Annotated in this window: 24 protein-coding genes and 1 other annotated feature; of the genes, 20 read left to right on the forward strand and 4 right to left on the reverse strand. The window is 42.2% G+C overall.

Going from position 1 to position 23503, the window contains the following annotated elements:
- Positions 1–2: 2 nt before the first annotated feature.
- From KFQ09_RS16445 to KFQ09_RS16475, 7 genes are all read left to right on the forward strand, one after another.
- On the forward strand, positions 3–1145 hold the full coding sequence (locus KFQ09_RS16445; protein ID WP_025207703.1) for a cysteine desulfurase family protein: 1143 nt from the start codon (positions 3–5) through the stop codon (positions 1143–1145).
- Between the two features lie 95 nt (positions 1146–1240).
- On the forward strand, positions 1241–2359 hold the full coding sequence (gene mnmA / locus KFQ09_RS16450) for a tRNA 2-thiouridine(34) synthase MnmA (protein ID WP_008342709.1): 1119 nt from the start codon (positions 1241–1243) through the stop codon (positions 2357–2359).
- A 61-nt stretch (positions 2360–2420) separates the two neighbouring features.
- The gene (locus tag KFQ09_RS16455; RefSeq protein ID WP_008342707.1) at positions 2421–3074 is read left to right on the forward strand and encodes a tetratricopeptide repeat protein; all 654 of its coding nucleotides are present in this window, start codon (positions 2421–2423) and stop codon (positions 3072–3074) included.
- 19 nt (positions 3075–3093) lie between these two features.
- A complete protein-coding gene (locus KFQ09_RS16460; protein WP_060832472.1) occupies positions 3094–5478 on the forward strand; it encodes an SF1B family DNA helicase RecD2 in 2385 nt (794 codons plus the stop codon).
- 286 nt (positions 5479–5764) lie between these two features.
- Positions 5765–6226 (forward strand): PRC-barrel domain-containing protein, encoded by a 462-nt coding sequence (locus tag KFQ09_RS16465; RefSeq protein WP_046344105.1) that lies wholly within the window; start codon positions 5765–5767, stop codon positions 6224–6226.
- A 13-nt stretch (positions 6227–6239) separates the two neighbouring features.
- Positions 6240–6431: a hypothetical protein gene (locus KFQ09_RS16470; protein WP_003216308.1), complete on the forward strand. Its 192-nt coding sequence runs from the start codon at positions 6240–6242 to the stop codon at positions 6429–6431.
- Between the two features lie 20 nt (positions 6432–6451).
- Positions 6452–6583 (forward strand): YrzQ family protein, encoded by a 132-nt coding sequence (locus KFQ09_RS16475; RefSeq protein WP_008342695.1) that lies wholly within the window; start codon positions 6452–6454, stop codon positions 6581–6583.
- A gap of 38 nt (positions 6584–6621) precedes the next feature.
- Here the strand turns inward: KFQ09_RS16475 and KFQ09_RS16480 are convergent, their stop codons facing one another.
- The 4 genes from KFQ09_RS16480 to KFQ09_RS16495 form a co-directional block, all read right to left on the reverse strand.
- On the reverse strand, positions 6622–7272 hold the full coding sequence (locus KFQ09_RS16480) for an amino acid ABC transporter permease (RefSeq protein ID WP_017367699.1): 651 nt from the start codon (positions 7270–7272) through the stop codon (positions 6622–6624).
- A 15-nt stretch (positions 7273–7287) separates the two neighbouring features.
- Complete coding sequence (locus tag KFQ09_RS16485; protein ID WP_007501460.1) at positions 7288–7941, reverse strand: amino acid ABC transporter permease; 654 nt, start codon at positions 7939–7941, stop codon at positions 7288–7290.
- Positions 7942–8021: 80 nt separating this feature from the next.
- Positions 8022–8831 carry a transporter substrate-binding domain-containing protein gene (locus tag KFQ09_RS16490; protein WP_017367698.1) on the reverse strand — a complete coding sequence of 270 codons (810 nt, stop codon included), beginning with the start codon at positions 8829–8831 and terminating at the stop codon, positions 8022–8024.
- A gap of 14 nt (positions 8832–8845) precedes the next feature.
- The gene (locus tag KFQ09_RS16495) at positions 8846–9574 is read right to left on the reverse strand and encodes an amino acid ABC transporter ATP-binding protein (RefSeq protein ID WP_007501456.1); all 729 of its coding nucleotides are present in this window, start codon (positions 9572–9574) and stop codon (positions 8846–8848) included.
- A gap of 225 nt (positions 9575–9799) precedes the next feature.
- On the opposite strand from KFQ09_RS16495, the gene KFQ09_RS16500 reads away from it, so the two are divergent.
- The 13 genes from KFQ09_RS16500 to udk all read left to right on the forward strand — a co-directional run bounded on the left by KFQ09_RS16500 (position 9800) and on the right by udk (position 23052).
- Positions 9800–10864 carry an AI-2E family transporter gene (locus KFQ09_RS16500; RefSeq protein ID WP_060832471.1) on the forward strand — a complete coding sequence of 355 codons (1065 nt, stop codon included), beginning with the start codon at positions 9800–9802 and terminating at the stop codon, positions 10862–10864.
- A gap of 43 nt (positions 10865–10907) precedes the next feature.
- Positions 10908–11115: a binding site (T-box leader), on the forward strand.
- 79 nt (positions 11116–11194) lie between these two features.
- The gene (alaS, locus tag KFQ09_RS16505; protein ID WP_017367696.1) at positions 11195–13831 is read left to right on the forward strand and encodes an alanine--tRNA ligase; all 2637 of its coding nucleotides are present in this window, start codon (positions 11195–11197) and stop codon (positions 13829–13831) included.
- Between the two features lie 89 nt (positions 13832–13920).
- Entirely contained in the window at positions 13921–14187 is a 267-nt protein-coding gene (locus tag KFQ09_RS16510; protein ID WP_024718370.1) for an IreB family regulatory phosphoprotein, read from the forward strand.
- Between the two features lie 3 nt (positions 14188–14190).
- Positions 14191–14607 (forward strand): Holliday junction resolvase RuvX, encoded by a 417-nt coding sequence (ruvX, locus tag KFQ09_RS16515; RefSeq protein WP_003216519.1) that lies wholly within the window; start codon positions 14191–14193, stop codon positions 14605–14607.
- A 15-nt stretch (positions 14608–14622) separates the two neighbouring features.
- Complete coding sequence (locus KFQ09_RS16520) at positions 14623–14907, forward strand: DUF1292 domain-containing protein (protein WP_017358102.1); 285 nt, start codon at positions 14623–14625, stop codon at positions 14905–14907.
- A gap of 155 nt (positions 14908–15062) precedes the next feature.
- Positions 15063–15629, forward strand: a complete 567-nt coding sequence (locus tag KFQ09_RS16525) for a biotin transporter BioY (protein ID WP_052320975.1) — start codon at positions 15063–15065, stop codon at positions 15627–15629.
- Positions 15629–17086: an acyl-CoA synthetase gene (locus KFQ09_RS16530; RefSeq protein WP_255835825.1), complete on the forward strand. Its 1458-nt coding sequence runs from the start codon at positions 15629–15631 to the stop codon at positions 17084–17086. Before KFQ09_RS16525 ends, KFQ09_RS16530 begins: the two co-directional genes overlap by 1 nt.
- The gene (locus KFQ09_RS16535) at positions 17074–18162 is read left to right on the forward strand and encodes an acetyl-CoA C-acyltransferase (protein WP_035390953.1); all 1089 of its coding nucleotides are present in this window, start codon (positions 17074–17076) and stop codon (positions 18160–18162) included. The genes KFQ09_RS16530 and KFQ09_RS16535 overlap by 13 nt, the downstream gene beginning before the upstream one ends.
- A gap of 73 nt (positions 18163–18235) precedes the next feature.
- The gene (mltG, locus tag KFQ09_RS16540) at positions 18236–19318 is read left to right on the forward strand and encodes an endolytic transglycosylase MltG (protein WP_025207696.1); all 1083 of its coding nucleotides are present in this window, start codon (positions 18236–18238) and stop codon (positions 19316–19318) included.
- 213 nt (positions 19319–19531) lie between these two features.
- Positions 19532–20197 (forward strand): O-methyltransferase, encoded by a 666-nt coding sequence (locus KFQ09_RS16545; protein ID WP_035390950.1) that lies wholly within the window; start codon positions 19532–19534, stop codon positions 20195–20197.
- The gene (locus tag KFQ09_RS16550; protein WP_035390948.1) at positions 20194–21123 is read left to right on the forward strand and encodes a peptidase U32 family protein; all 930 of its coding nucleotides are present in this window, start codon (positions 20194–20196) and stop codon (positions 21121–21123) included. The genes KFQ09_RS16545 and KFQ09_RS16550 overlap by 4 nt, the downstream gene beginning before the upstream one ends.
- A 20-nt stretch (positions 21124–21143) precedes the next feature.
- The gene (locus KFQ09_RS16555; RefSeq protein WP_025207695.1) at positions 21144–22412 is read left to right on the forward strand and encodes a peptidase U32 family protein; all 1269 of its coding nucleotides are present in this window, start codon (positions 21144–21146) and stop codon (positions 22410–22412) included.
- Positions 22413–22419: 7 nt separating this feature from the next.
- Entirely contained in the window at positions 22420–23052 is a 633-nt protein-coding gene (udk, locus tag KFQ09_RS16560) for a uridine kinase (RefSeq protein ID WP_007501435.1), read from the forward strand.
- The last annotated feature ends 451 nt before the right edge of the window (positions 23053–23503 follow it).

A 23503-nucleotide genomic window follows, 5' to 3' on the forward strand; every position in this document is an offset into this window, starting at 1 on the left:
AAATGGAACGTATCTATTTAGATCATGCAGCCACAACGCCGATGGATCAGCGAATTGTGGACAAGATGATGCCTTACTTTACAGAGATATTTGGCAATCCCTCTAGTATTCATTCATATGGGCGCGAGGCAAGAAAGTGGCTCGATGAAGCAAGGGAAGTCATTGCAGGAGAATTACACTGTAAGCAGCAGGAGATCATCCTCACAAGCGGGGGAACAGAGGCAGACAACTTGGCCATTACAGGTGTTGCAATGGCAAGGCAGCATGAAGGAAAACATATCATCACAACAAAAACTGAGCATCATGCAGTGCTGCATACATGCGAACGCTTAGAGAAGCTTGGTTTTGATGTGACGTATTTAGATGTGGATCACACTGGATTGATTCATCTTGATCAATTAAAACAAGCACTAAGAGACGATACAATTCTTGTGACCATCATGTATGGCAATAATGAAACGGGTGTGATCCAGCCAATCAAAGAAATTGGTCAACTTTTGCATGATCACGCTGCTCATTTTCATACAGACGCTGTACAGGCATTTGGAACAGTGTCAATTGATGTACAAGATCTTCATATTGATCTCTTATCTGCTTCTGGCCATAAACTAAATGGTCCGATGGGAACAGGCTTTTTATACGTCAACGAACGTGTGAAGCTCTCTCCGCAGCTATTCGGAGGAGAACAAGAAAGAAAACGCCGTGCTGGTACTGAAAATGTGGCGGGAATCATTGGACTTGCAGAAGCAGTTCAATTAACAAAGCAAAATAGAAGAGAAAAAGCAGTGCATTATGGTAAGCTCAAAGAAGCGATGCTGCAAGTATTCGAAGAGGAATCACTCAATTTCTCTATCAATGGACATCCGAAAGAGACATTGCCGCATATTTTAAATGTCCACTTCCCGGGTGTTTCTATTGAATCGTTACTTGTGAACTTAGATATGGAAGGGATTGCTGTTTCAAGCGGGTCAGCATGTACGGCTGGATCTGTCCTTCCTTCGCACGTATTAAGCGCCATGTATGGTGAAGAAGCAAAAGAGCTGACATCCTCAGTCAGAATAAGCTTCGGTCTTGGAAATGAAGAGGAACATGTGAAGCAGGCGGCGCATAAGATAGCGGCTGTCGTGAAACGCCTAGCCAAATAAATGCTCCCCTTTTGTTCGTGTGTGAAAAATGAAACAGCTAGGCACCTGAAGAACGAAACGCGCACGTTGTTTCATTGAAATTGGAGTTGATGAAGATGACAAAAAGACCTGAAGACACAAGAGTTGTGGTCGGTATGTCCGGAGGCGTCGATTCATCAGTTGCTGCGCTCATGTTAAAGGAGCAAGGCTATGATGTAATCGGCATATTTATGAAAAACTGGGATGACACAGATGAAAATGGTGTATGTACAGCAACGGAGGACTATGAGGATGTCATTCGTGTTTGTAACCAGATTGGAATCCCATATTATGCAGTGAATTTCGAGAAACAGTATTGGGACAAAGTGTTTCAATATTTTCTTGATGAATATAAAGCAGGCAGAACGCCGAACCCAGATGTCATGTGTAACAAAGAAATTAAGTTCAAAGCATTTCTTGAGCATGCATTGTCGCTTGGAGCGGATTATTTGGCAACAGGCCACTATGCCCGTGTCGACAGAACCGGCGATGAAGTGAAAATGCTAAGAGGTCTTGATACAAACAAAGACCAAACTTATTTCTTGAATCAGCTGACTCAAGAACAACTTGATAAAGTGTTGTTCCCAATTGGCGATTTAGAGAAAAAAAGAGTGCGTGAATTAGCGAAAGAAGCAGAGCTCGCAACAGCAACGAAAAAAGATTCTACGGGCATCTGCTTTATTGGGGAAAGAAACTTTAAAACGTTCCTTAGCCAATATTTGCCTGCACAGCCCGGTGTGATGCAGACAATGGACGGAGAAGTAAAAGGTGAACATGATGGACTGATGTATTACACGATCGGTCAACGCCAAGGACTTGGCATTGGTGGAAGCGGTGATCCGTGGTTCGTTGTTGGGAAGGACTTAGAGAAAAATATCTTATTTGTTGAACAAGGCTTCCACAATCCGCTTTTATACTCTGAAAGTATTTCAGCTGTTAACATCAGCTGGACTCGTCCTCATATTGTCGGTGAAAACGGTGAACTCACATGCACAGCGAAATTCCGATACCGTCAAGAAGACCATCATGTAAAAGTCAAAATGACAGGTGAGCAGGAAGCAATGGTGATCTTTGATGAACCCGTCCGTGCTGTCACTCCAGGACAAGCTGTTGTTTTTTATGATGGCGAAGAATGTCTTGGCGGCGGGACCATTGACGATGTCTTTAAAGATGGCCAAAAGCTGTCGTATGTGTAACATGTGTTAAAAACCTCAACGTCGCTGTTGAGGTTTTTTAATGAAAGGATGAAGAGAGCGAATGAATCATAACGAAATCGGTATTGAAGCTTTAAATCAAGGGAACATCGAACAGGCAGCTGAAGCTTTTACGAAAGCCATTGAAGAAAGCCCAAAGGACCCGGTTCCATATATTAACTTTGCGAATTTACTTTCAAGTGTTCATGAATTTGAACGTGCTTTGAACTTCTTTCAAAAAGCCATTGAACTTGATCATACAGCAGCTGCAGCCTATTACGGAGCAGGAAATGTCTACACGATGAAAGAAGACTTTATGAAAGCGAAAGACTATTTTGAGCAAGCACTACAAGCTGGAATGGAAAACAGTGATTTGTTTTATATGTTAGGGCAGACACTGATGAAATTAGAGCAGCCAAAGCTTGCGATGCCTTATCTTCAGCGTGCAGTTGAGCTAAACGAAGAAGATAACGAAGCAAGATTTCAATTTGGCATGTGCTTAGCGAATGAACATCTGCTGGAGGAAGCGGTCGCAGTCTTTACTGAAGTGATTACGCGAGATCCGCAGCATGCAGACGCCTTTTATAATGCAGGTGTTGCGTATGCGTATTTAGAGAAAAAGGACGAAGCGCTTGAAATGCTAGGAAAAGCCATTGACGTGCAGCCTGATCATATGCTTGCATTGCATGCGCAAAAGCTGATTCAAGAGGCAGAATAACTGGAAGGAGGGAAGACCTGTGCAGGAACATCCAGATCAAATGAAGCTTGAAGACGAACCGTTTTTAAAAGGGACGGTTCAAGCTGTTATTTTCCATAACGAAAGTAATTTATACTCGGTGTTAAAAGTAAAAGTCATTGAAACATCAGAGAATTTAGAGGAAAAAACAGCATCTGTCACAGGGTACTTCCCAGCGCTGCATGAGGAGGAAACCTACACCTTCTATGGCAAGGTCACAAGTCATCCGAAGTTTGGTGAGCAGTTTCAAGCCACCCATTTTCAAAAGGAAGTCCCTACAACAAAGCAAGGCATCATTCATTATCTCTCTAGTGACTTGTTTGAAGGGATTGGGAAAAAGACGGCGGAAGAAATCGTCGGCAAGCTTGGCAATCAGACGCTTCATCAAATTATGCGTGATCCGTCTGTGTTGTATAACGTCCCTCGCCTGTCAAAAAAGAAGGCAGATAAGCTGGCTGCCGCACTTCAAGAGCATCAAGGGCTTGAGCAAATCATGATCAGCCTGAATCAATATGGTTTTGGTCCTCAGCTTAGTATGAAGATTTACCAAGCGTACGAGAGTGAAACGTTGCAGAAAATTGAAGAAAACCCTTATCAGCTCGTCAAAGACGTCGAGGGGATTGGATTTATTAAAGCAGATGAACTCGGCGCTAGAACAGGGATATCTGGAAATGATCCAGAACGCATTCGTGCAGCCCTTTTGTATACCGTTGAGACAGCAAGCCTGCAAGACGGTCATACGTACATACAAACGAAAGATCTGATCATCGAAACCCGTAAATTGCTGAATCAAACCGGCAATGACTACAAAGTGACTGAAATGGACGTTGCCAATCAGATCATTGCACTTGGTGAAGGGAAAGACATGATCATTGAAGATGATCGCTGTTATCATCCGTCGCTCTTTTATGCGGAGCAAAGTGTGGCAAAACGTATTCAAAAAATTGTCGCTCAAACGGAATATGCAGATCAATTTCCTGAATCAGAATTTCTGCTTGCACTCGGTGAACTGGAGGAGCGGCTAGGTGTCCAGTATGCACCGACTCAAAAAGAAGCCATTCAAAAGGCACTCATGTCCCCGATGCTGCTCTTAACAGGCGGACCGGGTACAGGGAAAACGACGGTCATTAAAGGGATTGTCGAGCTTTACAGCGATCTTCACGGCGTATCTCTTGACCCGGGTGATTATAAAAAAGATGAAGCATTTCCGTTCGTGCTTGCCGCACCAACTGGACGTGCTGCGAAACGAATGACAGAATCCACTGGACTGCCTGCTGTGACCATTCACCGGCTGCTAGGCTGGAATGGATCAGAAGGCTTCTCACATGATGAAGACCAGCCGATTGAAGGAAAGCTTGTCATCATTGATGAATCGAGTATGCTGGATATTTGGCTGGCGAACCATTTGTTTAAGGCGATCCCAGATCATATTCAAGTCATTATGGTTGGAGACGAACATCAACTTCCATCTGTCGGGCCTGGTCAAGTGTTAAGAGACCTGCTTGCGTCACAAGCTATACCGGCAGTTACATTAACTGATATTTACCGGCAGGCAGACGGTTCAACAATTGTTGAGCTTGCGCACGATATGAAAAATGGTGTTTTGCCAAAGGATATTACTGCACGCTCGAAGGATCGATCCTTTATTCAATGCTCTAGTGACCAAATGAAAGAAGTCATCGAGAAAGTGGTCAGCAATGCTGCTCAAAAGGGTTATTCAGCAAAGGACATTCAAGTACTTGCCCCGATGTATAAAGGAAAAGCAGGCATTAATGAACTGAATAAAATGCTCCAGCAAATTTTGAATCCTAAAAAGCCAAAAGGAAGAGAAATTCCATTTGGTGATGTCGTCTACCGGACAGGTGATAAGGTACTTCAGCTTGTCAATCAGCCCGAGAATAACATTTTTAATGGAGATATTGGAGAAATTGTCTCGATCTTTTATGCGAAAGAAAACACGGAAAAAGAAGATATGGCAGTCATCTCCTTTGATGGAAATGAAATCACGTTTACGAAAAAAGATTTTCATCAATTTACACACGCTTATTGTTGCTCGATTCATAAATCCCAGGGCAGTGAATTCCCAATCGTGGTGCTGCCAGTCGTGAGAAGTTATTATCGAATGCTTCGAAGAAATTTGCTTTACACGGCCATTACACGAAGTAAAAAGTTTTTAATTTTGTGCGGTGAGGAATCAGCATTAGAGTGGGGCGTGAAAAATAATGAAGACTCCCTCAGACAAACGTCTTTAACTATGCGTCTTACTGAAACGGAAGAAGTCATGGATGCTGAGCTAGCAGCCCTCCAAAAAGAACTTCCTTTCAGCGTACACGATGCCAATATTGGCATGGAGGGAATCACCCCGTTTGATTTTATGCAAGAGTAAATGGCTTCCATGGAAGCCATCATATTGTTAAACAAAGGGCTAAAATGAACTTGATTTTAGCCCTTTGTTTTTTTTCAGCGTGAAAGAAAACCTTTGCAGCCCTAAGAAGGACGAGTACTGGCGCGGAGCGAATTTGACAACCGTGAGCACCAGCACGTAGGACTGACAAAGAATGCGAGGGTTTGTCTACACGCTGATGGCTTCCTTCATGGAAGCCATTTCTTCGTATGAGTCATAGAGGAAACGCACACGATAAGACTGTTCCGAAAAGGTGGTTGATCACATTTTGAGAACATGTCGAGAGCTTGAAGGACTGACGATCTATACAGACGAGCTGTCTCATTCACTTGGGGCGATCAAAGATATTTGCTTTTTAGCCGGCGGCAGCTGCGGAGGATATGTATTAGATGGGAAAAAGAAAGACTGTGCTTTCATTCCATTCTCAGCTGGCGACAAACTGACAGACAAAGGTCTATATGTGAGCTGCCAGAAGGGAGTCGAAATAGATGCCTCCGCCCCATCCTTCTTCTTCTTTTCGAAATTAAAAAAGAAAATGATCCATACGCCAGATGGTGAAACATTAGGTGTTTTGGAAGATGTATACTTTTGCATGAATTCGGGCACAATCGTAGCATATGAACTCTCGGACGGCTTCTTTACAGAGCTATCAGGGATTCGAAAGCAGCTACATGCTGCCGGAACCTTGATGGACGTTCAAAAGGAAGCACTTGTTCTAAACCGAACGTAAAGAGGTGCTGAATATGCTCATTTGCCCAAATTGCAAATGTAAAGACATCGGAAAAATTGGGGTCAATCAATATTATTGCTGGGGCTGTTTTATTGAATTGACATTGTCAAAAGGCAAAATATCTACTCACCAAGTGGAGGAAGACGGTACACTAAGCAGTTTAGACGACCTGTTTAGTGACGATGAACGTTCAATTCAACTATAAGTGTTAAGGGGGAATTTCGAATGGGCAAAATGACTTCTTCACTATTAACGCTTGGTGCAGGTGCACTCGCATATCACTTTGCAAGTCGATATGATATGCCATCTAAGCGGGATATGAAAAAGATGAGAAAACGAGTTATGCGAATGCTTTAAACAAAAAGGGACATCCACCATGAGCGGATGTCCTTTTTTTATGCCTGCCTGTACTCTAATCTCCGTGCAAGTAAGGACAAGCTGAAGTTAACAACAAAATACATCATGGCCGCCAAGAGGAAAATAGGAAGTAAATAAGATTGGCTTTGACCATTTAAAATCTGCGCGTGATGCAATAACTCTGGAAGGGCAATCACAACGGCAAGCGATGTATCTTTTAAAAGAGAAATAAATTGACTGACAATCGGCGGGACCATTCGGCGTAACGCCTGTGGCATGATAATCATTTTTAACGTTTGAATATACGTTAAACCAGAGGACCTGGCCGCTTCGATTTGTCCTTTATCAATTGATTTTAATCCACTACGAATAATTTCTGACAGCATGGCGGATTCAAACACGGTTAAAGCCGCAATGGCAGAGGCCGTAATGCTCAGCTTAATACCGATTTCAGGCAGGGCGAAATACGTAAAAAAGATGATCAGCAAAAGCGGCAGGTTCCGAACGGTTTCAACAATGACCGCAAGCACCTTTGATAAAATAGGGATTTGTGCGAACCTCAATGTGCCAACGACTAATCCGATGATAAAGCTTAAAATGATGGAGATAAAAGCCACTTTTAAGGTGACAGCAAATCCTTCAAGTAAAAAGGCGAGATGATCGGGCTGGTAGGCACCTATAAAATCCATTGTGTTTCCTCCTTTCTAGTGGCTTCGGGCTAATCTTTTTTCTAAATAACCAACGCCTAGACTAAGCGGAATGGTCAATAGAAGATAGAACATGGCAACAAAGATGTATACATCAAATGTCACAAACGTTCTCGAAGCGATAAGGTCTCCTTGGTACATCAGATCAAACCCTGCAATGACACCTAAAATAGACGAGTTTTTCACAAGGTTGATAAATTGATTCCCAAGTGGTGGAATGACAATTTTGATGGCCTGCGGCAGAATAATATATCGCATCGTTCCGCCATAGGACAGACCAGAAGCTCTAGCTGCTTCCATTTGTCCAAGCGGTACAGCTTGTATACCTGCACGAATGGCTTCAGCGATAAAAGCAGACGTATAAATGGAGAGGGCAATGGTTCCTGCTGTAAAGCCATCTGCCACAATGCCAAGTACCGGTAAACCAAAAAAGAACACAAAGGTGATCAATAATAACGGAATATTCCGAATAAATTCCACGTAAGCCGTCCCTAACCAGTTGAGCGGCCTTAGTGGCGCAATTCTCATAATTGCAATGAGTGTACCGATGAAAAAGCTTCCAATCAACGCAATGACACTTGCACCAATCGTATATTTAAACCCTTCTAAATAAAGATGGAAGTTCTCAGTTAAAATGGAAAACCGCAGCAATCAGTTCACTTCCTTCCTAATCAACAGAGGAGCCGGCAAGCGGCTCTCCTGAGGGTGTTGAGGTTGATCGAGTCAATTGATTATTCTTTGATCCATTTTTTATGAATCTTGTCATACTCTCCATTGTCTTTTAATGCCTTTAACGCTTTATTAATGGCTTCTGTCAATTCTTCATCGCCTTTTTTCACAGCGATGCCATAAGGCTCATCGGTAAATGTTCCACCAACGACTTCATAATTTGAATCTTCGTCTGCCATGCCAAATAAAATTGCATTATCAGTTGTCAGAACTTGCCCTTGATTTGATTTTAAGGCTGTAAAGGCTTCTTGGTAATTTTCAAATTCTAAAACGGATGCTTCTGGTGCCTTTTCGCGAATGTTTTGAGAAGAAGTGGACCCTTTCACTGCAAGCACCTTCGTACCTTTTTTAAGATCATCAATCGATTGAATGTCGCTGCCTTTTTTCACAAGCAGTGATTGTCCTGCTTCAAAGTAAACATCTGAGAAATTGACCTCTTTTTTACGCTCTTCTGTGATCGTCATTGTGGCAACAATGGCATGAATATCTCCTTTTTGCAGTAAAGGAATTCTTGTTTTAGATGTCACTTCTTTGAATTCTGCTTTTCCTTCATCACCGAGCATTTCTTTAGTGATCGCTTTTGCGATATCAATATCAAACCCTTCAATATCCCCGCTACTAGGATTTTTTAGACCAAATAAACGAGTATCGTTTTTTACACCGAAAACGATTTTTTTGTCTTTCTTAATGGCTTCTAATGAGCTGCTTTGTTTTGCATCGGTTGAGCCTTTCTCGGCAGAGCCGCAGGCAGCGAGAGCGATCATACAGCAAGTCATCAACAGTAATAGGCCAAAGCGTTTCATTTTTTTCATCAAATTCATTCCCCCTAGTGATTTAAAATACGGCTTAAAAAGAGCTGAGCGCGTTTCTCGCGCGGTTTTTCATAAAAGGCAGCTGGTGTAGATTCTTCAAGAATTCTTCCTTCATCAATAAACACAATGCGGTCCGCGACTTCACGGGCAAACCCCATCTCGTGTGTGACAACGACCATTGTCATTCCTTCCCTTGCCAGCTGTTTCATCACATCTAGCACCTCACCGATCATCTCTGGATCAAGAGCTGATGTTGGTTCATCGAAAAGCATGACCTCAGGTTTCATTGCAAGTCCCCTTGCGATTGCCACACGCTGCTGCTGTCCTCCTGAGAGTCTAGAAGGGTAGGTGTCTGCTTTTTCAGGAATGCCAACTTTATTTAAATAAAATTCAGCTGTTTCCTTTGCTTCTTCTTTGCTCACTTTTTTAACCTTCATCGGCGCAAGCATAATGTTTTCAAGCACCGTCTTATGCGGATAAAGATGGAAGTGCTGAAACACCATCCCGATATTTTGCCTGATGAGATTGATGTTGGTTTTCGGATGCTGAACAGACACTTGATTGACAAGGACTTTTCCTTCATCAATGCTTTCAAGACGATTGATACACCTGAGCATCGTGCTTTTTCCAGACCCTGAAGGACCGATGATCACAACAACCTCACCTTTTTGAATATGTAGGTTAATGTCCTTAAGTACATGGAACTGGCCGTAATGCTTGTTGACTTCTTCGAATGTGATCATGAAGAACCTCCTCTTCTAAAGATTGAGCTAAAGCGGATTCTAGCATAAATGAGGCGAAAACAAGAAAATAATGGAATATTTTCTAACGAGATTTTTACAGCAAACAGTGACTTTGGATGGAGCCGTATGTTTCATGTGTATTCATTTTTAACAAAGTTAGGACAAATTTTATTTACATGGATAATTGCAGAAGTTGGTTAAACAATAAGAAGAGAGGTGAAAAAGGTGAAGAAACGTCCGATCGAGTTTCTAATATATGCTGCAGGTGTACTGCTTGTCCTTGCGTCTTTACTCATTTTGGTTCAGCTCGACGAGTTATGGATGCCTATTTTTTTATTGCTTAAAGCGGTTTTGATCCCGCTTCTTATCGCTATTTTTATTTCTTATCTTCTTTATCCAATTGTTGAAAGACTACATAAGCGAGGTTTGCCAAGGACGATCAGTCTCTTATTGATATATGTGCTGTTTTTTGGCGGCATTGGTTTGGCTGTGTATAAAGGGGCACCGGTTTTAATCGCTCAGTTAAATGAATTGTCGGAGCAAATTCCCATGCTTGCCGAAACGTATAATGGTGCTTTATCACATGTTCATCGTCATACAAGTCACTGGCCTGATGGACTGCATGAACGGCTGGATCGTTTTATTGCCCAATCTGAGACGTATGCCGCAAATGGGGCAGAGCGGATGATTCTAAGCTGTAAAGTACTGCTTGATTACGCCTTAGTTGCTGCACTTATTCCTTTTCTTGTCTTTTATATGGTAAAAGATATGAACACGATGAAGCGGGCAGCATGGTATTTAACCCCGCCAAGCTTCCGAAAAAGGGGACATGCCTTTGTGAAAGCAGTGGATGACTCACTTGGGGATTATATTAGAGGGCAATTGCTTGTCTGTTCTTTAATTGGAGGTGCTGCCGCCATTGTTCTTTGGCTGTTCCATATTCCATATCCGCTTGTACTAGGTATGTTAATTGGCGCAACGAATGTTATTCCGTATTTTGGCCCGATTATTGGAGCGATTCCAGCTGTCTTCATCGCTTTTACCATCTCAGTGAAGTCAGTGATCATTGTGCTAATTACAGTAGCCGTGCTTCAATTTTTAGAAAGCAATGTACTGAGTCCGATCATTGTCGGGAGAAGCCTGCATATGCATCCTGTCGTAATCATGCTGGTGTTACTCGCTGGAGGTGAGCTGTTTGGCTTGATTGGGATGATTTTAGCCGTGCCGTCCGCAGCCATTATGAGGGTCATTATTGTGCAATATATTCACATGAGACGAAGCGTTCATTGACAAGACGAGCCGAGTTGTCTATAATAATTTCGATTCATACATATTGAATTCAATGACGGACCCGAGTACGTTAAAAAGCTGTTGCAGAGAGAGGCTTTGTTTGCTGAGAAAAGCCTTATCAGACCTTTAACAGAAGCTAGTCCCGAGTGCAGATAAACACTGCCGCTCTCTTCCGGCGTTATCGGATGTGAAGGTGATAGACGCATATGTCTATAATCAGGGTGGTACCGCGAGAGCATCTCGTCCCTGTGTAAGTAGTTTTTTGCTTGCATAGGGCGGGATGTTTTTTCGTTTGTGTGAAGATTGAGAATAAAAAAGGGAGGATTTATGATGAAAACTTTAACTTCAGCTCAAGTACGTCAAATGTTTTTAGATTTTTTTAAAGAAAAAGGACATGCTGTCGAACCGAGTGCGTCCCTCGTACCGCATGACGATCCAACACTTTTATGGATTAACAGCGGGGTGGCAACATTAAAGAAATACTTCGATGGCCGCGTCGTGCCTGAGAATCCACGTATTTGCAACGCACAAAAATCAATTCGTACAAATGACATTGAAAATGTAGGGAAAACAGCACGCCATCATACGTTTTTTGAAATGCTGGGCAACTTCTCTATTGGAGACTATTTCAAAGAAGAGGCAATCGAATGGGCTTGGGAATTCCTCACAAGTGACGAGTGGATTGGCTTTGATCCGAATCTGTTATCTGTAACGGTACATCCAGAGGATGAAGAAGCATATGTTCTTTGGAGAGATAAAATGGGTGTCCCTGAGGAACGAATTATTCGTCTAGAGGGCAACTTCTGGGATATTGGCGAGGGGCCAAGTGGTCCGAATACAGAAATTTTCTATGATCGCGGCGAAGCATATGGCAACGACATGAACGACCCTGAATTATATCCAGGCGGAGAAAATGAACGTTATCTAGAAGTATGGAATCTTGTTTTTTCTGAATTTAACCATAATCCAGATGGTACATATACACCGCTTCCGAAGAAAAACATTGATACAGGAATGGGTCTTGAGCGTATGGTCTCTGTGATTCAAAACGTACCGACGAACTTTGATACAGACCTGTTCATGCCGATTATTCGTGCAGTAGAAACGATTTCTGGAGAAAGCTATGGGGAGTCAAAAGAAAAAGACACAGCATTTAAAGTCATTGCTGACCATATTCGTACTGTTGCCTTTGCCGTCAGTGACGGAGCACTTCCTTCTAATGAAGGCCGAGGTTATGTGTTAAGACGTTTGCTGCGCCGTGCTGTGCGTTATGCAAAAACGATCCATATCCACCGTCCATTTATGTATGACCTAGTTCCAGTTGTTGCGGAGATCATGAAGGATTTCTATCCAGATGTTCAAGCAAAAGAAGAATTTATTGCAAAAGTGATCAAAAATGAAGAAGAGCGTTTCCATGAGACACTGAATGAAGGGTTAGCCATTTTATCAGAAGTGATCAAAAAAGAACGAGACAATGGCAGCTCACAAATTTCCGGTAAAGATGTGTTTAAGCTTTATGACACATATGGATTCCCGGTCGAACTCACGGAAGAATATGCAGAAGATGAGAACATGACAGTCGATCGTGAAGGCTTCCAGCTAGAAATGGAGAAGCAGCGTGAACGTGCAAGAAATGCCAGACAAGATGTAGGTAGTATGCAGGTTCAAGGCGGGGCTTTAGGCGATATTAAAGCAGAAAGTACGTTTGTGGGCTACGAAAATTTAACTGCAGATGCTCGTATTATCGAATTGCTTCAAAACGGTGAAATTGTCACAGAAGCTCACGAAGGGGAAACGGTGCAAATTTTATTAGATGAAACACCTTTCTATGCGGAAAGCGGCGGACAAGTGGCGGATAAAGGAACGTTAAAAAGTGCCGAAGCGATCATTGATATCAAAGATGTGAAAAAGGCGCCAAACGGCCAGCATGTCCACGAAGGAGTCGTCGTAAGTGGTACGGTTCAAAAAGGCATTGAAGTCACTGCAGAAGTCGAATCAGCGCTTCGAAAAGGCATTGTGAAAAATCACACAGCGACACATCTTTTGCACCAAGCGCTAAAAGATGTATTGGGCAGCCACGTTAACCAAGCGGGTTCACTTGTGAATGAAAACAGACTTCGCTTTGACTTTTCTCACTTTGGACAAGTAACAAAAGAAGAATTGTCACAAATTGAAAAAATCGTCAACGAAAAGATTTGGGAAGGCATTTCGGTTGCCATTGACCTGAAACCAATTGCTGAAGCAAAAGAAATGGGCGCAATGGCGCTGTTTGGCGAGAAGTATGGCGATATTGTCCGTGTGGTGCAAGTGGGTGATTACAGCATCGAGTTATGCGGAGGCTGTCACGTTCAAAACACTGCGGAGATCGGATTGTTTAAAATTGCATCTGAATCGGGTATTGGTGCTGGAACACGCCGTATTGAGGCTGTAACAGGTAAAGGTGCTTATGAGGAATTAAATGATCAGCTTGCGATTTTAGAAAAGGCAGCTAATGAACTGAAATCAAATACAAAAGATGTACCAAAACGCATTGCTTCCTTGCAGGCTGATTTAAAAGAAGTTCAAAGAGAAAATGAATCACTTCTTGCGAAATTAAGTCAAGCAGAAGCTGGCTCTATTTTAGAAAAAGTCATCGAAGTTGGCGGAGTGAACGTGTTAACTGAAAAAGTAAACGCCAAAGACATGAACCATTTAAGAACGATGGTTGATGAATTAAAAGCGAAATTAGGTTCAGCTGTCATCGTACTTGGTGCCGTTCAAAATGGAAAAGTCAACATTTCAGCCGGTGTGACAAAAGATGTCATTGAAAAAGGTCTTCATGCAGGAAAACTTGTGAAGCAGGCAGCTGAAATTTGCGGCGGAGGCGGAGGCGGACGCCCAGATATGGCACAAGCAGGCGGGAAACAGCCAGAAAAGCTTGAAGAAGCACTGGCAACTGTCGAAGAATCTGTCAAATCCGTTTTATAATCAGTCAATGTAGTGTAGAATAATGGTATTAGATGAGCGGTTAGAAAAAAGCTTGCTAGTAGAATGTTGGAAGAGAGGTGCAAGAAGCAGTGAGTTCATTTGATAAGACAATGAAGTTTAACTTCTCTGATGATTCAGCTGAAACCAATGTGAATGAAGTGCTCATAACAGTTTATGACGCACTCCAAGAAAAAGGATACAACCCGATCAATCAAATTGTCGGATACTTGCTGTCAGGCGACCCTGCTTATATTCCAAGACATCAGGATGCACGCAACCTAATTCGTAAACTAGAACGAGACGAATTAATTGAGGAATTGGTTAAATCGTACTTAGAGACACATAAAGAGGCGTAAAACATGAGAATTTTAGGCTTAGATTTAGGCACGAAAACCCTTGGTGTGGCAATCAGTGATGAAATGGGATGGACAGCTCAAGGGATTGAAACCATTAAAATTGATGAAGCAGGCGGAGACTTTGGTCTCAGCCGCCTGTCTGAGATCGTCTCGCAATATGGAACGGATAAAATTGTCCTTGGTTTTCCAAAAAATATGAACGGTACGGTCGGTCCAAGAGGCGAGGCCAGCCAATCATTTGCGAAAGTGTTAGAAAACACGTACAATGTTCCTGTTGTGCTTTGGGACGAGCGTCTGTCAACGATGGCAGCAGAAAAAATGCTCATCTCTGCAGATGTGAGCAGACAAAAGCGTAAAAAAGTCATTGATAAAATGGCGGCTGTTATGATCCTTCAAGGGTATTTAGACAGCTTAAATTAAAATGAGGTGAATCAAATGGAACACGGAGAAAAGCAAATTACAATCGTTGATGATAATGGAAATGAGCAGCTTTGCGAAGTACTATTTACTTTTGAAAGCGACCATTTTAACAAATCATATGTTCTTTACTACCCAATTTCTGAACAAGATAACGAAGAAATTGAAATTCATGCATCAAGCTTCACACCAAATGAAGACGGTGAAGATGGCGAATTAGAGCCAATTGAAACGGATGAAGAGTGGGACATGATTGAAGAAACGTTAAATACGTTCTTAGATCAAGAAGACGAAGAAGAATAGAACGAATAAAAGGCCTGTGAACATGATCTCTGTGATCTTTCTTCACAGGTCTTTTTTTACATTCTATATGTAAACTATTTTTTAAATTTAGTTGACATATATCGCTCGACCTTTTACGCTATTTTTATCAAAACATCGAGTGAGGGGTATGAAAATTGAAAATTCACGATATGATGCAAATGGCATTCATGACAGCAGTTATTGGGATGTTAGGATTGATTCCGCCTATTTTTCTTGCGTTTACACCTGTACCAATCACAATGCAAACCGCAGGTCTTTTGCTTGCTGGAGGGCTGTTAAAACCAAAGCAAGCGCTGATTAGTTTACTTCTGTTTCTTCTAATAGTGGCAGCAGGCGCACCTCTTTTATCTGGAGGAAGAGGCGGAATAGGGGTCTTTTTTGGGCCAAGCGGTGGTTTTTTACTTGCTTATCCAGTGGCTGCCTTTATGATCAGCCTGTGGCTGAACCGGCTGAAGAAAGTGACGGCCTTACGACTATTTTTGATCTATGCGGTATGCAGTATCGGGATATTATATATAGGCGGAATTCCCTTTCAAGCCATGATGATGCATATAAAGATCACGCAAGCAGCTCTGTTCAGCGTCATTTATTTACCGGGTGATCTGATCAAAGCAGGGATATGTGCTGTCTTCACGGTGAAAATCATTCAAGCGATGTCATATCGAAAAAGGGACTTACATAGAGGGAGGCGAGCAGTTTGATGAGAATAACGGAAAGCTATGCGGCTCATGCAAAAGTGAAGCCAGATCAGATGGCGATCATAGATGAAAAAGAGCAGATCACTTATGAAGAATGGCATGAGCGTGTGCAGTCAACTGCACAATGGTTAAAAGAAACGCCTCATCAGCAAAAAAGAGTCGCTTTTTTAGTATCAAATGGTGTTCCGTTTCTTCAACTATTTGCTGGCGCAGCTTCTGCAGGATGGACAGCGGTGCCTCTTGATCCGCGGTGGAGTGACAAGGAATGCGCGGAAAAGAACTTATTAAGCGACGCGGACCTTGTCATTGTGGAAGATCGATATATCAAAAGGATTGAAAAGTACAAGCTGGACATGCCAGTGCTCTCTTTATCTGAATGGAAAGAAAGAATCAGCCTCAGCATAAACGTTCAATCGAACAAAGGTGAACCGGAGGAAGATCCTGCTTTTTATATGGGATTTACTTCAGGATCAACGGGATCGCCAAAAGCCTTTATAAGACGCCAGCAGTCATGGATCGAGAGCTTTCAAATGACAACATCCGTCTTTGGGATCACACATCAAGATCATGTACTGATTTTGGGCACACTTTTATCCTCTCATTTTTTATACGGCGCGATCAGCACACTTTATTTCGGGGGCACCGTGACATTGTTAGAAAAATTTGTGCCAGAGAAAGCAAAAAACATCTTAGAAAGAGGAGACATCACGGCTATTTATACGGTTCCGACCATGACAGAATCGTTACTGCAAATGGATGCTTTCGGAAAGAATCCGCTTCTTGTCCTGTCTTCTGGTGCAGATTGGGGAAACTCTTCAAAAAAACAGCTCGTCAACCGCTATCCTCACATCACATTTTTTGATTTTTATGGAACATCAGAATTGAGTTTTGTTTCCTATTTATCTTCTGATGACTTTCTGCAAAAACCTACTTCTGTCGGAAAACCTTTTCCTTCTATTCAGGTTGAAGTCAGGAGGGCAGATCAAACCGTTTGCAAGTCAAATGAAATAGGGAGAATTTATGTGAAAAGCCCAATGTCTTTTTCAGGCTATTTACAAGATGAAAAGCCGCCCGAAGAGTGGCTGACCGTATATGACATGGGGTGGCTCGACGAAGATGGTTACTTGTATATGAGCGGCCGCGAGAATGGCATGATTGTCTATGGGGGACTGAATATTTTTCCAGAGGAAATTGAGCGTGTGCTGAATGAACAGCCAGAGGTGAATCGGTCAATCGTGATTGGACTTCCTGATCCATATTGGGGCGAAATCCCTGTTGCCATTATTGAGAATGTACAGCAAACAAAAACCATTCGGCAAGCTGTAAAAGAAACATTAGCGGCATACAAAGTACCAAAAAAATGGCTCGTCACGGACAAAATGATCGAAACATCAGGAGGGAAAATCGCTCGTGCCAGTATGAAAAAGTGGGCGGAGGAACAATTATCATGCAAGCCGTGATCGTACAAGCGAAGCGGACGCCCTTCGGTGAGAAAAATGGAATGTTGAAGGATTACCAGCCAGAGCATCTAGCCGCGCCCTTGATCCAGCATTTTTCAAACGTGACCAAGCCAGATGACATCATTTTAGGCAATGTCGTCGGGGGTGGTGGCAACATTGCCCGTCTGTCCTCGTTAGAAGCAGGGCTTTCATTACATATTCCGGGTATGACCATTGATAGGCAGTGTGCTTCCGGTCTTGAAGCCATTAGAACAGCGTGCATCATGATTCAGTCGGGGGAGGGATCAATATATATCGCTGGTGGAACGGAAAGCATTTCTCGGTCACCAATGAAAGAAAGGGCCCGCTTTTCTCCAGAGTGGATAGGGGACCCTCATATGGGGGAAGCGGCAGAGCTGACGGCGTCGAGATTTTCAGTTGCGAGACAAGAGCAAGATGACTATGCACTTTTAAGCTGGGAACGAAGTATAACCGCATTCAAGCAAGGAACGTATTCAGAAGAAATTGTTCCGATTAGCGGGATGAGTACAGATGAAGCGGCAGCTAAAATAAGACCGATTGCAAGCTTGATAAAGCGGGCAAAACCTGTCTTTTTACCAGGCAAAGGTACTGTGACTGTGACCAATAGCTGTAAAGAAGCAGATGGTGCAGCTGCCGTCGTTGTGATGGAAAGAGCGGAAGCGGAGGCAAAAGGCTTCAGCCCTATGCTGCGGTATATCGGGAGTGCCGTGACCGCTATAGACCCGCATTATCCTGCTGCTTCACCAATTGATGCAATCAAGAAACTTTTACATAAAGAACAGGTGAAGATAGAAGATGTTGCACTTTTTGAAATCAATGAAGCGTTTGCGCTCAAAGTAGTACTCATTGCCCGGATACTAGGTATTCCTTATGACCGTATCAATAAAAAAGGCGGTGCGCTTTGTCTTGGGCATCCATATAGCGCCTCGGGAGCTGCTATGATGGTGAGACTGTTTTACGAAGCCCGCGCCTTACCGAATGGAAGCTATGTCATGGCTGCAATTGGCAGCGGAGGCGGTGTCGGTTTAGCCACACTATGGAAAGTTCTGTCATGACATGCATGAGCAAGTAATTGCCGAACTCCGTCGAATCATGTACTATAAAAGCTAGATGTGAGGAGGGCCATGCATGTTTTCAGAACAAAAGAAACGACCATTTTTTAAACGAAAAATGGGGATCGTCCTGTTATCTGTACTTGCTGTGATCATCATTGCAGCATTATCAGGTTTTTTATATGTAAAATCAGCACTCGGGCCGGTCGATCAAAAAAGCAAACAAACCATTAATATTCATATTCCAAATGGGACATCTGTCAGCGGAATTGCGAGTATTTTAAAAGAAAATGAACTGATTTCAAATGACACGATTTTCACTTACTATGCAAAGTACAAAAAAGCATCAGGCTTTAAAGCGGGCTATTTTCATCTCAAACAAACAATGGATGCGGATCAGCTGATTCAAAAGCTGACATCTGGTGGGACAGACTACGCATTTCAGCTTGTGATACCTGAAGGGAAACAGTTGTCTGATATTGCAGCCATTATTGCAAACCAGACGAATTTTTCAGCGAAAGAAGTTGAAGCGAAGCTGGATGATCCAGCCTTTATTAAAAAATTGATGAAAAAGTACCCGAAAACGGTGACATCACAAGTGAACGGGAAACAGGTCAAGCATCCGTTAGAGGGATATTTATTCCCGGCGACGTATCCGTTTTATCGTGAGGATGAATCACTTGAAACCATCATTGACACGATGATTAAACAAACAGATCAATATGTGAAAACGTACGAAAAGGACATGAAAAAGAGAAAGATGTCCATCCATGATGTCCTAACGATGGCATCCCTGATAGAAATGGAAGCAACTGAAAAAACAGACCGGTCAAAAATCTCAAGTGTGTTTTATAACCGGTTGAAAAAGGATATGCCGCTTCAAACAGATCCAACCGTTCTTTATGCGCTTGGCGAGCATAAATCCCGTGTTTATTACAAAGATTTAAAAGTAAAATCACCATATAATACGTATACAAACAAAGGGCTGCCGCCTGGACCTATTGCCAATGCTGGAGAATCTTCTTGGAAAGCAGCACTCCATCCAGAGAAAACAGATTTTGTTTACTTCCTAGCAAAGAAAAATGGCGAAGTCGTCTTTACGAAAACGTTAAATGAGCACAACAAAGCAAAAGCGAAATACATCACAGGCAGCAACTAACGCCCATGTGAGAGGAAAAAGACTGTAGACAATGGTGAAATTGCCTGCAGTTTTTTTTCGTTGTTATATCCATTTTATAGGTTCGCAATTACCACATCTTTGTGGTAAAATATATCGGGTTGTTTTTACTTAGATGAACGAAAGATTGACGAGAAAGAGAGCTGCAGCAGGCAGGACTCTTCTTTTTCAGGTCATGAAGGAGTTAGACATATAATGACAATCGAAGATGATCAAATAAATGATTATATTGAAGATTTAATTGAGCCGAGTCCTGATGCCATCGCTCAATTAGAGGAGTATGCGAAAGAGCATCATGTGCCAATCATGGAAAAGGTGAGCATTGAACTGTTATTGCAGCTGCTTTCTTTGAAAAAACCGAAGAAGATTCTTGAGGTTGGGACAGCGATTGGCTATTCAGCGATTCGAATGGCAGAAGCTCTGCCAGATGCTGAAATCTATACGATTGAGCGAAATGCAAAACGTTATGAGGAAGCGACACGGAATATTGAAGAATTACATTTCAAAGATAGAATTCACGTGTTTTTTGGCGATGCGATGGAATCAGCTAAAACGGTTCAGACGATGGCGCCCTATGATGTGATCTTCATTGATGCGGCAAAAGGTCAGTATCAACGCTTTTTTGAGCTGTTTGAACCGATGCTGTCCGATGACGGAATGATTATTACAGACAACGTATTATTTAAAGGCTTAGTTGCGACAAATTATGAAGAAGAAATTGAAGATAAACGAAAAAAACAATTAATAGGCAAAATTGATCGATACAATCAATGGCTGATGTCAAATCCTGACTACCAAACGTGTATCATTCCAGTTGGAGATGGGATCGCCATTAGTACAAAAAGAGGTGACCAATCATGAAAAAACCAGAATTGCTTGTGACGCCAAGCAAGGTGTCGGATGTACTGCCGCTCATTGAAGCGGGTGCTGACGCATTTTTAATAGGTGAACAAACATATGGAATCCGTCTTGCAGGTGAGTTTTCAAGAGAAGATGTGAAACAAACGGTTCAACTCGCACATGCACATCACAAAAAAGTATATGTCGCCATGAATGCGATTTTTCATAATGACCGTGTGGCACTGCTTGGAGATTATTTAACCTTTCTCGATGGGTTAAACGTGGATGGTGTCGTTTTTGGAGATCCGGCAGTGATCATGGCCGCAAAAGAAACAGGTGTCAACTTGAATCTGCACTGGAGTACAGAAACAACTGGGACAAACTATTACACTTGTAACTACTGGGGCAGAAAAGGCGCAACACGTGCTGTTCTTGCCAAAGAACTCAATATGGACAGTGTGATTGATATCAAAGAAAACGCCGAAGTGGAGATTGAAATTCAAGTCCACGGCATGACCTGTATGTTCCAATCGAAACGGACACTTGTTGGCAACTATTTTGAATATCAAGGCAAACAAATGGACGTGGAAGGCAGAAATATGGAAGAAGGTCTATTCCTTCACGACGAGGAGCGTCAAAACAAATATCCTATTTTTGAGGATGAAAATGGCACACACATTATGAGTCCAAATGATGTATGTATGATTGATGAATTAGAAGAATTTGTCGACGCAGGCATTGACTCATTTAAAATTGACGGAATTTTAAAGTCACTTTCTTATATGACAGAGGTGACATCCCTCTATCGAAAAGCCATTGATTTACTAGTGACTGATAAGGAAGCCTATGAAGATCAAAAAGATGAATGGGTGGAGCGTATTGAAGAGATCCAGCCTGTCAACCGCTCAATCGATACAGGATTTTTCTTTAAAGAAACGGTTTATTAAGATAAAAGGAGGCAGAGGAAATGGCACTTTTAAAAGATGGAATTTCTGAAGTGATCGATGGAAAACGTGTCATTACAAAAAAACCAGAACTGCTAGCGCCAGCAGGAAACTTAGAAAAACTAAAAATTGCTGTGCATTATGGAGCAGACGCTGTTTTTATTGGTGGGAAAGAATTTGGACTTCGTTCAAATGCAGATAACTTTTCAATCGAAGAAATGGCAGAAGGTGTCGCATTTGCGAACAAATACGGTGCTCGCATTTATGTGACAACGAATATTTTCGCCCACAACGAAAACATGGACGGGCTGGAAGAATATCTTCAAGGGATTGAAGGAGCGGGTGTAGCGGGAATTATTGTCGCTGATCCACTCATCATCGAAACATGCAAACGAGTAGCTCCAAAGCTTGAAGTTCACTTGAGCACACAGCAATCTCTTTCAAATTGGAAAGCGGTGCAGTTTTGGAAGGAAGAAGGGCTTGAGCGTGTGGTCCTTGCACGTGAAACAAGCGCTCTAGAGATTAAAGAAATGAAAGAAAAAGTGGATATTGAAATCGAAACGTTCATTCACGGGGCGATGTGTATTGCTTATTCTGGCCGCTGCGTGCTCAGTAACCATATGACAGCGAGAGATTCAAACCGCGGAGGCTGCTGCCAATCTTGCCGCTGGGATTATGACCTATATAAACTAGAAGGCTCTGAGGAAGCGCCTTTATTCGGTGAAGAAGATGCACCATTTGCGATGAGTCCAAAAGATTTAAAACTCATCGAATCCATACCGCAAATGATCGAAATGGGAATTGACAGCTTAAAGATTGAAGGACGAATGAAGTCCATTCATTATGTAGCAACAGTTGTCAGTGTCTATCGTAAAGTCATTGATGCTTACTGTGCGGATCCAGACAATTTCGTCATTCAACAAGAATGGCTCGATGAATTAGACAAATGTGCCAATCGTGACACGGCTCCTGCCTTTTTTGAAGGTGTACCAGGAACGGATGAACAAATGTTTGGCATTCATGGAAAGAAAACGACCTTTGATTTCGTCGGTCTTGTACTTCATTATGATGAACAAGAACAAATTGTCACATTACAGCAGCGTAATTTCTTTAAAGCTGGCGACGCAGTTGAATTTTTCGGTCCAGAAATCGAAAATTTCACATGTAAGATTGAGACGATTTGGGACGAAAAAGGGAACGAAATCGATGCCGCTCGTCATCCACTGCAAATTGTGAAATTTAAGCTTGATCAAAAAGTATACCCTAGCAACATGATGAGAAAGGGGAAATAACCGGCACATGGGGAAAAAACCAGTGGTGATTGGAATCGCTGGCGGCTCGGGTTCAGGTAAAACGAGCGTCACCAATTCCATTTACGAAAAATTTAAAGGACATTCAATCCTCATGCTTCAGCAAGATTTATATTATAAAAATCAAAGTCATATGCCATTTGAAGAGCGCCTGCTGACCAATTATGATCATCCGCTTGCATTTGACAATGACCTGATGATTGAGCATGTAGAAGCGCTGCTAAAGTACGAGTCCATTGAAAAACCGATTTATGATTTTAAACTAAACACACGTTCAGAAGAGACGGTACATGTTGAACCCAAAGATGTCATCATCGTTGAAGGAATCTTTGCTCTTGAAAACGAACGTCTAAGAAACTTAATGGATATTAAACTGTATGTGGATACTGATGCAGATCTTCGGATCATTCGCCGTATTTTACGTGATACGAAAGAAAGAGGCAGATCGATTGATTCCGTGATTGAACAATATGTATCTGTCGTCAGACCGATGCACAATCAATTCATTGAACCGTCAAAACGATACGCGGATATCATCATCCCAGAAGGCGGTCAAAATCATGTGGCCATTGATCTCATGGTGACAAAAATTCAAACGATTCTTCAAAACCGCGGAGAGTAAATGGTGGAGAAGAACAAAGACCTTTACGACGTAAAGGTCTTTTCAACATCATGCTTTTGTAGTCAATACTTTAGTAATGGCTAGTCCGAAATCATCGGTGAGCATTGTAAGAAACAGCCCTCTGAATAAAAGATTTGATATGATAGGAAAACAATGCTGCGAAATGAAGACAGGAAAATCACGATGGGATGCTGAAAGTTTCAGTTATTCCTGCTTTGTAAAAGTATATTAAAAAAACGACAAACAAATCATCACAAATTTTCAAACAATTCTTGATCAAAATGCAATTTTGTAATAATATAGCATAGACATATCGTACACTGACCATATTATGTATTGGAAGATGGAGAATGGATAAGCTATTCTTCTACATATGATCGAAATGGCCGAACGAGGTACAGGAGCTTCCTGTGCCTTTCCACAGTTTGTGCGATGAAGATAATACATCATC

The sequence above is a fragment of the Bacillus sp. FS02 genome, assembly GCF_024398395.1.
GTDB lineage: Bacteria > Bacillota > Bacilli > Bacillales > Bacillaceae > Bacillus > Bacillus altitudinis.